Consider the following 13696-nt stretch of genomic DNA (forward strand, 5'->3'; position numbering starts at 1 on the left):
GAGCAGCGGTAAATCGGTTAATCCGAAAATGATCAGGGCTCCGTGGGTCAGTCGCTGATGGCTTGCACGCGCACCTTGGCGGTGCCGCTTCTGATCATACCCAACTGTTGCGCGGCGGCACGCGACAAATCGATCAGGCGGCCACGGGTATGCGGGCCGCGGTCGTTGATCCGGACCACGACGCTCTTGTCGTTATTGAGGTTGGTGACTTTGACCCGGGTGCCGAATGGCAGCTCGCGGTGCGCGGCGGTCATGCCGTGCTGGTTGAAGGGTTCGCCGCTGGCGGTGCGTTTGCCATGGTGCTTGGCGCCGTAATAGGAAGCGACGCCGGTCTTGTCGTAACCCCGCGGGTCGATGACATGACTGGCGCAGCCGGCCAGGAGTGAGAAAAGGGCCAGGCAGCCCAGCAAGCGTTTCATCAATACGGGACCCCAGATACAAGAGTAGGAGCGAGCTTGCTCGCGATAGCGTCCTGTCTGAGACAACGCAATCGCGAGCACGCTCGCTCCTACAGGGGCGGAATTTTCGAACTCCGCCATCAACACTGCAGTCAGCCTTCGAGTTTGCTTTTCAGCAATTCGTTCACTTGCTGCGGGTTGGCCTTGCCTTTGGAAGCCTTCATCGCCTGGCCGACGAAGAAGCCGAACATCTTGCCGCGCTTGGCTTCATCGGCGGCGCGATACTGTTCGACCTGCTCGGCGTTGGCCGCCAGCATTTCGTCCAGCACGGCGGAGATGGCGCCGGTATCGGTGACCTGCTTGAGGCCGCGCTTGTCGATGATTTCGTCGGCGCTGCCTTCGCCATTGGCCATGGCTTCGAACACGGTCTTGGCGATCTTGCCGGAGATGGTGTTGTCCTTGATGCGCAGCAGCATGCCGCCCAGTTGCTCGGCCGAGACCGGCGCCTCGTCGATTTCCAGGCCTTGCTTGTTCAGCAGGCTGCCCAACTCGACCATGACCCAGTTGGCGGCGAGCTTGGCGTCACCGGCGATGCTGGCGACCTTCTCGAAGTAGTCCGCCTGTTCGCGGCTGGTGGCCAGCACGCTGGCGTCGTAGACCGACAGGCCGAACTGCGCCTGGAAGCGCTCGCGTTTCTGCGGTGGTAGCTCGGGCAGGGTGGCGCGTACCTGGTCGAGGAACGAGTCCTCGATGACCACTGGCAGCAGGTCCGGGTCGGGGAAGTAACGGTAGTCGTTGGCTTCTTCCTTGCTGCGCATCGGACGGGTCTCGTCCTTGTTCGGGTCGTACAGGCGGGTCTGCTGGATCACCTTGCCGCCGTCCTCGATCAGTTCGATCTGACGCTGGACTTCCGAATTGATGGCTTTCTCGATGAAGCGGAACGAGTTGACGTTCTTGATCTCGCAGCGAGTGCCGAACTCGGCCTGGCCTTTGGGGCGTACCGAGACGTTGCAGTCGCAACGCAGGGAGCCTTCGGCCATGTTGCCGTCGCAGATCCCCAGGTAACGCACCAGGGCGTGGATCGACTTGACGTAGGCCACGGCTTCCTTGGCGCTGCGCATGTCCGGCTCGGAAACGATTTCCAGCAGCGGGGTGCCGGCGCGGTTCAGGTCGATGCCGCTGGCGCCATTGAACTCTTCGTGCAGGCTCTTGCCGGCATCTTCTTCCAGGTGCGCGCGGGTGATTCCGACGCGTTTGACCGTGCCGTCTTCCAGCGGGATGTCCAGGTGGCCCTTGCCGACGATCGGCAGTTCCATCTGGCTGATCTGGTAGCCCTTGGGCAGGTCGGGGTAGAAGTAGTTCTTGCGGGCGAACACGTTGTGCTGGCCGATCTCGGCGTCGATGGCCAGGCCGAACATGACCGCCATGCGCACTGCTTCCTGGTTCAGCACCGGCAGTACGCCGGGCATGCCCAGGTCCACCAGGCTGGCCTGGGTGTTGGGCTCGGCACCGAAGGCGGTGGAGCTACCGGAGAAAATCTTCGATTTGGTGGTGAGCTGGGTGTGAATCTCCAGCCCGATCACGACTTCCCATTGCATGTGTTTCTCCTCAGAAGCCGGTTGGTGTGCGGGTATGCCAGTCAGTGTTCAACTGATACTGGTGGGCAACGTTCAACAGACGGCCTTCCTGGAAATACGGGGCGAGCAGTTGCACGCCGACCGGCAAGCCGTCGACGAAGCCGGCGGGCATGGACAAGCCCGGCAGACCCGCGAGGTTGGCGGTGATGGTGTAAACGTCTTCCAGATACGCAGCGACCGGGTCGCTGCTCTTGTCGCCGATTTTCCAGGCCGGGTTCGGCGTGGTCGGGCCAAGGATGATGTCGACTTCATTAAAGGCAGCCATGAAGTCGTTCTTGATCAGGCGACGGATCTTCTGCGCCTTCAGGTAGTAGGCGTCGTAGTAACCGGCCGACAGGGCATAGGCACCGACCATGATCCGGCGTTGCACTTCGCTGCCGAAACCTTCGCCACGGGAGCGCTTGTACAGGTCTTCCAGGTTTGCCGGGTTCTCGCAGCGGTAGCCGAAGCGCACGCCGTCGAAACGCGACAGATTGGAGGAGGCTTCCGCCGGCGCGATCACGTAGTACGCCGGGATGGCGTGCTGCATGTTCGGCAGGCTGATTTCCTTGATCACGGCGCCGAGCTTTTCCAGCTCCTTGACGCTGTTGTGGATCAGCTCGGCGATGCGTGGGTCGAGGCCGGCGCTGAAGTATTCCTTGGGTACGCCGATGCGCAGGCCCTGCAGCGAGCCGTTGAGGCTGGCGCTGTAGTCCGGCACCGGTTCGTCGATGCTGGTGGAGTCCTGCGGGTCGAAGCCGGCCATGCCTTGCAGCAGGATCGCGCAGTCCTCGGCGGTGCGCGCCAGCGGGCCGCCCTGATCGAGGCTGGAGGCGTAGGCGATCATGCCCCAGCGCGAAACGCGACCGTAGGTCGGTTTCAGGCCGGTGAGGTTGGTCAATGCAGCCGGCTGGCGGATCGAGCCGCCGGTGTCGGTGCCGGTGGCGGCAGGCAGCAGGCGCGCAGCGACCGCGGCCGCCGAACCGCCGGACGAGCCGCCCGGAACGCGTTCCAGGTTCCACGGGTTTTTCGCCGCGCCGTAATAGCTGGTCTCGTTGCCCGAGCCCATGGCGAATTCGTCCATGTTGGTCTTGCCCAGGGTCACGGTCCCGGCGGCGGCCAGCTTGGCGACTACGGTGGCGTCGTAGGGCGCCTTGAAATTGTCGAGCATCTTCGAGCCGCAGCTGGTGCGGATGCCCTGGGTGCAGAACAGGTCCTTGTGGGCGATCGGCGCGCCGAGCAGGGCGCCGCTCTCACCGTTCGCGCGACGGGCGTCAGCGGCCTTGGCCTGCTGCAGCGCGAGATCTTCGGTGAGGCTGATGAAGCTGTTGAGCTGCGGGTCGAGCTGGGTGATGCGCGCCAGCAGGGTCTTGGTCAGCTCTTCGGAGGAAAACTTCTTGTCGGCGAGTCCGCGGGCGATCTCGGCCAGGGTCATGTGATGCATTGCAGGCTCTTTCCCTTTAGTCGATGACTTTCGGAACCAGGTACAGGCCGTTTTCGACCGCTGGTGCGATGGACTGATAGGCCTCGCGATGATTGGACTCGGTCACAACGTCTGCGCGCAGGCGCTGGCTGGCTTCCAGCGGGTGGGCCAGGGGCTCGATACCGTCGGTATCGACTGCCTGCATTGCATCCACCAGCCCGAGAATGCTGTTCAGGTCGCAGGTGATATGTGGAAGATCGGCTTCATTGAGGCCAAGGCTGGCCAGATGAGCGATTTTTTCCACGTCGGAGCGTTCAAGCGCCATGGGATTCTCCAGTGGAAAACAGAACGGATCTCGTCCGTGTGTTAGATTGTCGGAACACTACCGCATTTCTACGGTCATAAGGCCGCGATTGTGGGGGTTGGTGCACAGAAAAGCGGTCAATTTAACATATTGGCGCCTTGCCCAAAATCCCTGTCGTTGTTAGAGTTTGCCGCACTTTTTTACCCACGCGTTGCCTAGGGTCCCTTTCCCATGTTCAAGAAACTGCGTGGCATGTTTTCCAGCGATCTTTCCATTGACCTGGGCACTGCCAACACCCTTATTTACGTGCGCGAGCGCGGTATTGTCCTGAATGAACCATCGGTTGTGGCCATTCGGACCCACGGTAATCAGAAAAGTGTCGTGGCTGTCGGTACCGAAGCCAAGCGCATGCTCGGTCGTACTCCGGGCAACATTGCTGCCATTCGTCCGATGAAGGACGGCGTGATCGCCGACTTCAGTGTCTGCGAAAAGATGCTGCAATACTTTATCAACAAGGTTCACGAAAACAGTTTTCTGCAGCCCAGCCCTCGTGTGCTGATCTGCGTTCCATGCAAGTCCACCCAGGTCGAGCGTCGTGCCATCCGTGAATCGGCCCTCGGTGCCGGTGCCCGTGAAGTGTTCCTGATCGAAGAGCCGATGGCGGCCGCGATCGGTGCCGGCCTGCCGGTCGAAGAAGCCCGCGGTTCGATGGTCGTGGATATCGGTGGCGGTACCACCGAGATTGCCCTGATCTCCCTGAACGGTGTGGTTTACGCCGAATCCGTACGTGTCGGCGGCGACCGTTTCGACGAAGCGATCATCACCTACGTGCGTCGCAACTACGGCAGCCTGATCGGCGAATCCACCGCCGAGCGCATCAAGCAGGAAATCGGTACTGCCTACCCGGGCGGCGAAGTCCGTGAAGTCGACGTTCGTGGCCGTAACCTGGCCGAAGGCGTGCCACGCGCATTCACCCTGAACTCCAACGAAGTGCTGGAAGCTCTGCAAGAGTCCCTGGCAACCATCGTTCAGGCCGTGAAAAGCGCGCTGGAGCAATCGCCTCCGGAACTGGCTTCGGACATCGCCGAGCGCGGTCTGGTGCTGACCGGTGGTGGCGCCCTGCTGCGTGACCTGGACAAGTTGCTGGCCCAGGAAACCGGTCTGCCGGTGATCGTCGCCGAAGACCCGCTGACCTGCGTAGCCCGCGGCGGTGGCCGTGCATTGGAAATGATGGACAAACACACCATGGACCTGCTCTCCAGCGAATAATCGCGCCGGATGCATCCATGTGTTCCGCTCGCAGGCAGCACTTTGCAGTGCTGCCTGTTGGCGTTTATCTTCTGTCATTCTGCTCCAGGCCGGTTTGAAGCCGTATGAATAAAGAGAACATTTGCCTGGGAGGAGCGGCTTATTAAACCGCTTTTCGCCAAAGGCCCCTCATTGGGCGTACGCCTGTTGGTGCTGGTCGTGCTATCGGTCGCGCTGATGGTGGTCGATGCCCGCTTCACACTGCTCAAGCCAGTGCGTAGCCAAATGTCGCTGGTGCTGATGCAGTCCTACTGGATCACCGACCTGCCACAACGGCTATGGCAGGGTGTGGCCAGCCAGTTTGGCAGCCGCACCGAACTGGTCGCCGAAAACGAAAAACTCAAGACCGAAAACCTGTTGCTCCAGGGCCGCATGCAAAAGCTTGCCGCCTTGACCGAGCAGAACGTTCGCCTGCGCGAGTTGCTCAACTCCTCCGCGCTGGTCAACGAGAAGGTCGAAGTGGCCGAGCTGATCGGCATGGACCCCAATCCCTTCACCCATCGCATCATCATCAACAAGGGTGAGCGCGACGGCGTGGTGCTCGGGCAACCGGTGCTCGATGCCCGTGGCCTGATGGGGCAGGTGGTCGAGCTGATGCCTTATACCTCCCGTGTGCTGCTGCTCACCGACACCACCCACAGCATTCCTGTCCAGGTGAACCGCAACGGTCTGCGGGCGATTGCCAGCGGTACCGGCAATCCGGAACGCCTTGAGCTGCGTCATGTGGCCGACACCGCGGACATCAAGGAAGGCGACTTGCTGGTCAGTTCCGGCCTGGGCCAGCGTTTCCCGGCGGGTTACCCGGTGGCGACGGTCAAGGAAGTGATCCATGACTCCGGCCAGCCATTTGCCATAGTGCGGGCCGTGCCGACGGCCGCCTTGAACCGCAGCCGTTACCTGTTGCTGGTGTTCAGCGATAACCGCACCGCCGAAGAGCGTGCCAACGATGCCGCCCAGGCTCAGGAAGCGCAGGACCAGCAGGGCGGCACCGCCATGCCGGTGGTCCCGGCGACCGTGCCCAAGCCTGTCGTGCCCGCGACGCCGGCCACCGCGACCGCTCCTGCCGCACCAGCCGCTGCACCCGCGACGCCAGCCGCCACGACGCCGGTCAAACCCGTGGCCCATCCGGCTCCGGTCAAGCCAGCCGCCACCAGACCCGCCGCGCCCAAGCCGCCTGCAGCGGCCCCGGCCCCCACGGGAGGAAGAGAATAATGTCCCGAAACGGCTGGATGGTCTGGCTGACCTTCGCCATCGGCATGCTGCTCAGCGTGTCGCCTTTGCCACAATTCATGGAAATCCTGCGCCCGCTCTGGCTGGCCTTGCTGCTGGCGTTCTGGGCCCTGGCCCTGCCGCACAAGGTCGGCATGGTCACGGCCTGGTGCCTGGGGCTGGCCGAGGATGTGCTGTACGGCACATTGCTGGGGCAGAACGCGCTGATCCTGACCCTGATCACCTTCCTGGTGCTGTCGTTGCAACAGCGCTTGCGCATGTTCCCGATGTGGCAGCAAAGCCTGGTGATCCTGGTGATCTTCGGCCTGGCGCAACTGGTCCAGCTGTGGCTCAGCGCCTTGACCGGTAACCGTCAACCGACCCTTGCACTGGTGCTGCCGGCATTGGTCAGTGCCTTGCTCTGGCCTTGGGTCAGCTTCGGTTTGCGCGGGTTGCGCCGACGTTTCAAAATCAACTGATTCGGTCAGGCATTTGCCCGTACCTCGACAGGGAGATGTCTTGATGAAATCGCTTTACCTCGCCTCAGGCTCGCCGCGTCGACGGGAACTGCTCACGCAGATCGGTGTGCCTTTTACCGCCATCAGCGCGGATATCGATGAAACCCCTCTCCCCGATGAAAACCCAGCGGCCTATGTCGAGCGCCTGGCGCGCGACAAGGCGGCGGCCGGGTATGCGCTGATCGCCGATGGCCAGTCTGCGGCCTGTGTCCTGGGCGCCGACACCGCGGTGGTACTTGATGGGCAGATCCTGGGCAAGCCCCTGGACCAGGCCGATGCGCAGTCGATGCTCATGGCTCTGTCGGATCGCGAACATGAAGTGCTGACCGCCATTGCCGTGCTCGATGGCCAGCGCTGCGAGTCGCGGGTGGTCCGCAGCCTGGTGCGCTTCCGGGCGATCGGCGATGACGAGGCGGCCCGCTACTGGGCCAGCGGCGAGCCCCGCGACAAGGCTGGCGGCTATGGCATCCAGGGGCTTGCGGCGGTATTCGTGGCAGGGCTCAATGGCAGTTATTCCGCTGTCGTCGGCTTGCCGGTATGCGAAACCGCAGAACTACTTGGCCATTTCGGCATACCCTGTTGGCAAAACCTTGCAGTGCGCTAAGCGCCGTACCTACCGATGCGGCCATCCATAGTGAATATGCCTGAACGAGACCCTGCCATGAGTGAAGAGATTCTGATCAACATCACGCCGATGGAGTCGCGCGTGGCGGTGGTCGAAAACGGTGTGCTGCAAGAAGTCCATGTCGAGCGGACCCAGCGTCGTGGGATTGTCGGCAATATCTATAAAGGCAAGGTGGTCCGGGTTCTGCCCGGCATGCAGGCGGCGTTCGTGGATATCGGCCTGGATCGCGCGGCATTCATTCATGCCTCGGAAATCTCCCTGCGCGAAGGGCCGGCGGTGGAAAGCATCGGCGCCCTGGTCCATGAAGGGCAGAGCCTGGTGGTGCAGGTGACCAAGGACCCGATCGGCTCCAAGGGCGCGCGCCTGACCACCCAGCTGTCGATCCCTTCGCGCTACCTGGTGTACATGCCGCGCACCGCCCATGTCGGCATCTCTTTGAAGATCGAGGACGAAGCCGAGCGCGAGCGCCTGAAACAGGTGGTCAGCGATTGCGTGGCTCAGGAAGGCATCAAGGAAGCCGGTGGTTTCATCCTGCGTACCGCCGCCGAGGGCGCGGGCGCCGACGAAATCATGATGGACATCCGTTACCTGCGCCGCTTGTGGGACCAGATCGGCGCGCAGATCAAGACCATCGGCGCCCCCAGCGTCATTTACGAAGACCTGGGCCTGGCCCTGCGTACCCTGCGTGACCTGGTCAGCCCGAAGATCGAGAAGATCCGCATCGATTCCCGGGAAACCTTCCAGAAAACCACGCAGTTCGTCGCCGAACTGATGCCGGAAATCGCCGATCGCCTGGAACACTATCCGGGCGAGCGGCCGATCTTCGACCTGTATGGCGTCGAAGATGAAATCCAGAAAGCCCTGGAACGCAAGGTACCGCTCAAGTCCGGCGGTTACCTGGTGGTCGACCCGGCGGAAGCCATGAGCACCATCGACGTCAACACCGGGGCTTTCGTCGGTCACCGCAACCTCGAAGAGACCATCTTCAAGACCAATCTCGAAGCGGCGACCGCCATTGCCCGCCAGCTGCGCCTGCGCAACCTGGGCGGGATCATCATCATCGACTTCATCGACATGGAAGATGAAGAACACCAGCGCCAGGTGCTGCGCACTCTGGAAAAACAGCTGGAGCGCGATCACGCCAAGACCAACATCATTGGTATTACCGAGTTGGGCCTGGTGCAGATGACCCGCAAGCGTACCCGGGAAAGTCTTGAGCAGGTGCTCTGCGAGCCCTGCAGCAGCTGTCAGGGCCGCGGCAAGCTGAAAACCCCGGAAACCATCTGCTACGAAATCTTCCGGGAAATCCTGCGTGAGGCGCGGGCCTATCAGGCCGAAGGTTATCGGGTCCTGGCGAACCAGAAAGTGGTCGACCGGCTGCTCGACGAAGAGTCGGGCAACGTCGCGGAGTTGGAGGCCTTTATCGGCCGGACCATCCGTTTTCAGGTCGAAACCATGTATTCCCAGGAACAATACGACGTGGTGCTGCTCTGAGTCCGCGTACCCTACATTTACCGGATACAGCTGGCCCCGGTTTTCACATGACTCTTGCCACGGGGGCCAACTGACATGGAGCGTCTGATGCGCTTTCTCGCTGCTCTGACCCGCTGGGGGCTGGGGCTTTGTGCGTTACTGCTGGTGCTGACGGCCTTGTACGTCAGCCTGGGTCGGGAGCTGACCCCGCTGGTGGCCGAATATCGTGCCGAGGTCCAGGCCAAGGCTCAGGAAGCCTTGGGCATGCCGGTGCAGATCGGTCGGCTGGAAGGCAACTGGAGCGGTTTCTCGCCCATCCTGCTGGCCCACGATGTGACAGTCGGCGAGGGCGCCAACGCCTTGCGCCTGGATCAGGTGCGGGTGGCGCCCGACCTGCCTGGCAGTGCCCTGGCGCGCCAACTGCGGGTCAAACACCTTGAATTCAGCGGCCTCAACCTGAGCCTGAAGGAAGGTCCGGATGGGCGCTGGGCGCTCGAGGGTCTGCCGGTGCAGGATAACCAGCCTCTCGACCCCGAGCAGTTGCTCAACCGCATGCAGATGGTCAGTGAGCTGTCGGTGCTCGACAGCCAGGTGACCCTGCAACCGCTCGATCATCCCGCGATTGCCTTGACCTACGTCGGCCTCAATCTGCGTGTTGGCCCCAGCCGTCAACGCCTGGATGCGCGCCTGACCCTGCCGGACGGTCAGCCTCTGGCTGTCAGCTTGCGCACGCGAATCCGCGCCAGCGCCTGGCGCGAAGGGCAGGCCGACGCTTACCTGAGCCTGCCGCAAAGCGACTGGGCGAAATGGCTGCCGCCGCGCGTGACCCAACAGTGGACGTTCTCCGAACTCAAGGCTGGTGGCGAGTTCTGGCTCAGTTGGGGCGATGGCCTGCTGCAGAGCATGGTCGCGCGCCTGAACGCGCCGCAGGTCAGCGGGGCCTATGACGAGCGCAAACCGGTCACCGTGAAGAACCTGGCGCTCAATGCCTATTTCCAGCGCAACGAGCAGGGCCTCAGCGTCGCCTTCGACTCGCTGGCCATGAACATCGGCGAGACGCGCTGGGAGTCCCGCCTGCACCTGCAGCAGACCGGTACCGTCAACAGTGCCGAAGAACTCTGGCACTTGCAGGCCGACCGCCTCGACCTGACGCCGATCACGCCGGTCCTGGATGCCTGGGCGCCGTTGTCGGAAAAGGTCGCGACCCTCATCGACAGCCTCAAGGTCACGGGCGCGCTGCGCAACATCCTGTTCGACTTCCGGCCGCAGGTCAGCGGCGATCAGCGCCTGAGTTTTGCCGCCAACCTGGAGCAGATCGGGTTCAACGCCTATCGCGGCGCGCCGGCGGCCCGTAACGTCAGCGGCAGCATCAGCGGCGACCTGGGGCAGGGCGAGCTGCGCATGGACAGCAAGGACTTTGCCTTGCACCTGGACCCGATCTTCGCCAAGCCCTGGCAATACCTGCAGGCCAATGCCCGGCTGACCTGGAAGCTCGATCAGCAGGGGTTCACCCTGATCGCGCCGTACCTCAAGGTCCTGGGCGAGGAGGGCAAGATCGCCGGCGACTTCCTGATCCGCCTGCATTTCGACCACACCCAGGAAGACTATATGGACCTGCGGGTCGGTCTGGTCGATGGCGACGGTCGTTATACCGCCAAGTACCTGCCCGAGGTGCTCAGCCCGGCCCTGGACGAATGGCTGCGCACGGCAATCCTCAAGGGCGCGGTGGATGAAGGTTTCTTCCAGTACCAGGGTTCGCTGAACCATGGTGCAGCCGACACCGCGCGCAGCATCAGCCTGTTCTTCAAGGTGCACGATGCCGAGCTGGCCTTCCAGCCGGGCTGGCCGCACATCGGCAAGGTCAGCGGCGATGTGTTCATCGAGGACAGCGGCGTGCGCATCCTGGCCAGCCAGGGTCAGTTGCTCGACACCCAGGTGAAGGATGTCTACGTCAATATTCCCCATGTGCCCGCCGGGCAAAGCCCCCACATGTTTATCGACGGCGAGTTCGCCGGCGGCCTGGGCGATGGCTTGAAGATCCTTCAGGAAGCGCCGATCGGCACGGGCCCGACCTTTGCCGGCTGGCAGGGCGATGGCGACCTGCAGGGCAAGCTGAAACTGGATATCCCGCTGGTCAAGGGAGAAGAACCGAAGGTGCTGGTGGACTTCAAGACCAGCAAGGCACGGCTCAAGTTGAGCGAGCCGGAGCTGGAGTTGAGCCAGCTCAAGGGCGATTTTCGCTTCGACAGCAGCAAAGGGCTGAGCGGCCAGGGCATCAGCGCCCAGGCCTTCGAGCGCCCGGTGACCGCGCAGATCTTTGCCGACGGTCGCCCCGGCAAGCTCGATACCCGGGTCGTTGCCAAGGGCCAGGTGTCGGTCAATAAGCTCACGGAGTGGCTGAAATACAACCAGCCACTGCCGGTTTCCGGCGACATTCCCTACCAGTTGCAGCTCAACCTCGATGGCGCGGACAGCCAACTGATGGTCAGCTCCAGCCTCAAGGGGGTTGCCGTCGACTTGCCAGCGCCTTTCGGCATGGCGGCCGGCCAGGGACGTGACAGCGTATTGCGCATGACCTTGCAGGGCGCCGAGCGGCGTTACTGGTTCGATTACGGCGATCTGGCCAACTTTACTTTCGCCGCGCCGAGCGGCAATTTTGCCGATGGCCGTGGCGAGTTGTTCCTCGGCGAGGGCGATGCCGTGCTGCCGGGGGCCAAGGGCCTGCGGGTACGCGGCGTGCTGTCGGAACTGGACGTGGAGCCGTGGAAGGCGCTGGTCGATCGGTATGCCGGGCAGGACGCGGGCGGTAGCGCCAAGCAGCTGCTCAGCGGCGCCGACTTCCGGGTCGGCAAGCTCAGCGGTTTCGGCACGACCCTGGACGAGGCCCGCGTGCAGTTGACGCGCAAGCCGTCCTCCTGGGCCCTGCAGCTCGACAGCCAGCAAGCCAAGGGCAACGTGGCGATTCCCGATGCCAAGGCGGCGCCGATGGCGATCAATCTGCAATATGTGCGCCTGCCGGCCGCCGATCCGACGGTGCAGGCCGACGAAAACGCGCCGGACCCGCTGGTCTCGGTCGACCCGAAGAAAGTCCCGGCGCTGGATCTCTCGATCAATCAGCTGTACCAGGGCAACGACCTGATCGGCGCCTGGTCGCTGAAAGTGCGCCCGACCGCCAAGGGCATGGCTTTCAACAGCCTCGACCTGGGCCTCAAGGGCATGGTCCTGCAAGGCTCCGGCGGCTGGGAAGGCGAACCCGGCGCGGCCACCAGCTGGTACAAAGGCCGCCTGGGCGGCAAGAACCTGGCGGACGTGCTCAAGGGCTGGGGCTTTGCGCCGACCGTGACCAGTGAAGAGTTCCACCTGGATGTGGACGGGCGCTGGCCTGGCTCGCCGGCCTGGGTCGGGCCCAAGCGGTTCTCGGGCAGCCTGGATGCGACCCTGCGCAAGGGCCAGTTCGTGGAAGTCGAAGGCGGGGCGCAGGCCTTGCGGGTATTCGGCCTGCTGAACTTCAATTCCATCGGCCGGCGCCTGCGCCTGGACTTCTCCGACCTGTTCGGCAAGGGCCTGAGCTACGACCGGGTCAAGGGTTTGCTGGTGGCCAGCAACGGTGTCTACGTGACCCGCGAACCCATCACCCTGACCGGGCCGTCGAGCAACCTGGAACTCAATGGCACCCTGGATCTGGTGGCCGACCAGGTGGATTCGAAGCTGCTGGTGACGCTGCCGGTGACCAACAACCTGCCGATCGCCGCGCTGATCGTCGGTGCGCCGGCGGTCGGCGGGGCGCTGTTCCTGATCGACAAGCTGATCGGCGACCGGGTGTCGCGCTTCGCCAGCGTCCAGTACAGCGTCAAGGGGCCCTGGAAGGACCCGAAAATCACCTTCGACAAACCTTTTTGAAAAACCGCGGCCCGGGCCTATGGAGTAGCATGGCCACATATCCAACCTGGAGTGCGCCATGTCTCTTGCGGTGATTCAGATGGTCAGCCAGAGCGACGTGCTGGCCAATCTACAGCAGGCGCGCCAACTGCTGGAGCAGGCTGCTGCCGGCGGTGCGCGACTGGCCGTGCTGCCGGAGAACTTCGCCGCCATGGGGCGCCGCGATGCGGCGGCCATCGGTCGGGCGGAGGCCCGGGGCGAAGGCCCGATCCTGCCCTGGTTGAAACAGGCCGCCCGCGACCTCAAGTTATGGATAGTCGCCGGTACCTTGCCGCTGCCTCCGGTGGATCAGCCGGAGACCAAGGCCCGGGCCTGCTCGCTGCTGATCGACGAGCATGGCGAGCAAGTGGCGCGTTACGACAAGCTGCATCTGTTCGACGTCGACGTGGCCGACAATCGCGGCCGTTACCGTGAGTCGGATGACTATGCTCATGGAGAGCAGGTGGTGGTGGCGGATACGCCGGTGGGCCGGGTTGGCCTGACCGTGTGCTACGACCTGCGTTTTCCGGAGCTGTACAGCGAATTGCGAGCCGCCGGGGCGGAGCTGATCAGCGCTCCTTCGGCGTTCACCGCCGTGACCGGCGCGGCGCATTGGGACGTATTGATCCGCGCCCGGGCCATCGAAACCCAGTGCTACCTGCTGGCGGCGGCGCAAGGCGGCATTCATCCGGGGCCCCGGGAGACCTTCGGCCATGCGGCCATCGTCGACCCCTGGGGCCGGGTGCTGGCGCAGCAGGATCAAGGCGAGGCCGTGCTGCTGGCCGAGCGCGACAGCAGCGAACAGGCGTCCATCCGGGCGCGCATGCCGGTGGCCAGTCACCGGCGCTTTTTCTCGCAAGGCGCGCAGCGACTTGCTTAAGAACGACGAATTTAAGGCGTAAAG

11 protein-coding genes are annotated in these 13696 nt (G+C 63.3%); 7 read left to right on the forward strand and 4 right to left on the reverse strand.

Annotation, left to right across the window (positions count from 1 at the left end):
- Positions 1-47: 47 nt before the first annotated feature.
- The 4 genes from CXQ81_RS06910 to gatC all read right to left on the reverse strand — a co-directional run bounded on the left by CXQ81_RS06910 (position 48) and on the right by gatC (position 3762).
- Complete coding sequence (locus CXQ81_RS06910; protein WP_037035547.1) at positions 48-419, reverse strand: septal ring lytic transglycosylase RlpA family protein; 372 nt, start codon at positions 417-419, stop codon at positions 48-50.
- Positions 420-550: 131 nt separating this feature from the next.
- Positions 551-1996 (reverse strand): Asp-tRNA(Asn)/Glu-tRNA(Gln) amidotransferase subunit GatB, encoded by a 1446-nt coding sequence (gene gatB, locus CXQ81_RS06915; RefSeq protein WP_087091251.1) that lies wholly within the window; start codon positions 1994-1996, stop codon positions 551-553.
- 10 nt (positions 1997-2006) lie between these two features.
- Positions 2007-3458, reverse strand: coding sequence for an Asp-tRNA(Asn)/Glu-tRNA(Gln) amidotransferase subunit GatA (gatA, locus tag CXQ81_RS06920; RefSeq protein WP_007929915.1), 1452 nt, complete (start codon positions 3456-3458; stop codon positions 2007-2009).
- Positions 3459-3474: 16 nt separating this feature from the next.
- Positions 3475-3762, reverse strand: coding sequence for an Asp-tRNA(Asn)/Glu-tRNA(Gln) amidotransferase subunit GatC (gatC, locus tag CXQ81_RS06925; protein WP_007929913.1), 288 nt, complete (start codon positions 3760-3762; stop codon positions 3475-3477).
- 210 nt (positions 3763-3972) lie between these two features.
- Here gatC and mreB point away from each other — a divergent pair, with 210 nt between their 5' ends.
- From mreB to CXQ81_RS06960, 7 genes are all read left to right on the forward strand, one after another.
- Entirely contained in the window at positions 3973-5010 is a 1038-nt protein-coding gene (gene mreB, locus CXQ81_RS06930) for a rod shape-determining protein MreB (RefSeq protein ID WP_002555108.1), read from the forward strand.
- A 141-nt stretch (positions 5011-5151) separates the two neighbouring features.
- On the forward strand, positions 5152-6261 hold the full coding sequence (mreC, locus tag CXQ81_RS06935; RefSeq protein ID WP_101336846.1) for a rod shape-determining protein MreC: 1110 nt from the start codon (positions 5152-5154) through the stop codon (positions 6259-6261).
- Positions 6261-6737 (forward strand): rod shape-determining protein MreD, encoded by a 477-nt coding sequence (mreD, locus tag CXQ81_RS06940; protein ID WP_009042183.1) that lies wholly within the window; start codon positions 6261-6263, stop codon positions 6735-6737. Before mreC ends, mreD begins: the two co-directional genes overlap by 1 nt.
- Before the next feature lie 43 nt (positions 6738-6780).
- A complete protein-coding gene (locus CXQ81_RS06945) occupies positions 6781-7380 on the forward strand; it encodes a nucleoside triphosphate pyrophosphatase (protein ID WP_101336847.1) in 600 nt (199 codons plus the stop codon).
- Between the two features lie 57 nt (positions 7381-7437).
- On the forward strand, positions 7438-8895 hold the full coding sequence (gene rng, locus CXQ81_RS06950; RefSeq protein ID WP_007929907.1) for a ribonuclease G: 1458 nt from the start codon (positions 7438-7440) through the stop codon (positions 8893-8895).
- Between the two features lie 75 nt (positions 8896-8970).
- Complete coding sequence (locus tag CXQ81_RS06955) at positions 8971-12774, forward strand: YhdP family protein (protein ID WP_101336848.1); 3804 nt, start codon at positions 8971-8973, stop codon at positions 12772-12774.
- Positions 12775-12832: 58 nt separating this feature from the next.
- A complete protein-coding gene (locus CXQ81_RS06960) occupies positions 12833-13672 on the forward strand; it encodes a carbon-nitrogen hydrolase family protein (protein WP_009042186.1) in 840 nt (279 codons plus the stop codon).
- Positions 13673-13696: the final 24 nt, after the last annotated feature.

The sequence above is a fragment of the Pseudomonas sp. 09C 129 genome (assembly GCF_002843625.1).
GTDB lineage: Bacteria > Pseudomonadota > Gammaproteobacteria > Pseudomonadales > Pseudomonadaceae > Aquipseudomonas > Aquipseudomonas chlororaphis.

Excerpts from the sequence above, each read along its gene's own strand:
- CXQ81_RS06910 (WP_037035547.1), bottom strand. The coding sequence starts at position 419 with ATGAAACGCTTGCTGGGCTGCCTGGCCCTTTTCTCACTCCTGGCCGGC.
- gatB (WP_087091251.1), bottom strand. The coding sequence starts at position 1,996 with ATGCAATGGGAAGTCGTGATCGGGCTGGAGATTCACACCCAGCTCACC.
- gatA (WP_007929915.1), bottom strand. The coding sequence starts at position 3,458 with ATGCATCACATGACCCTGGCCGAGATCGCCCGCGGACTCGCCGACAAG.
- gatC (WP_007929913.1), bottom strand. The coding sequence starts at position 3,762 with ATGGCGCTTGAACGCTCCGACGTGGAAAAAATCGCTCATCTGGCCAGC.
- mreB (WP_002555108.1), top strand. The coding sequence starts at position 3,973 with ATGTTCAAGAAACTGCGTGGCATGTTTTCCAGCGATCTTTCCATTGAC.
- mreD (WP_009042183.1), top strand. The coding sequence starts at position 6,261 with ATGTCCCGAAACGGCTGGATGGTCTGGCTGACCTTCGCCATCGGCATG.
- CXQ81_RS06945 (WP_101336847.1), top strand. The coding sequence starts at position 6,781 with ATGAAATCGCTTTACCTCGCCTCAGGCTCGCCGCGTCGACGGGAACTG.
- rng (WP_007929907.1), top strand. The coding sequence starts at position 7,438 with ATGAGTGAAGAGATTCTGATCAACATCACGCCGATGGAGTCGCGCGTG.
- CXQ81_RS06955 (WP_101336848.1), top strand. The coding sequence starts at position 8,971 with ATGGAGCGTCTGATGCGCTTTCTCGCTGCTCTGACCCGCTGGGGGCTG.
- CXQ81_RS06960 (WP_009042186.1), top strand. The coding sequence starts at position 12,833 with ATGTCTCTTGCGGTGATTCAGATGGTCAGCCAGAGCGACGTGCTGGCC.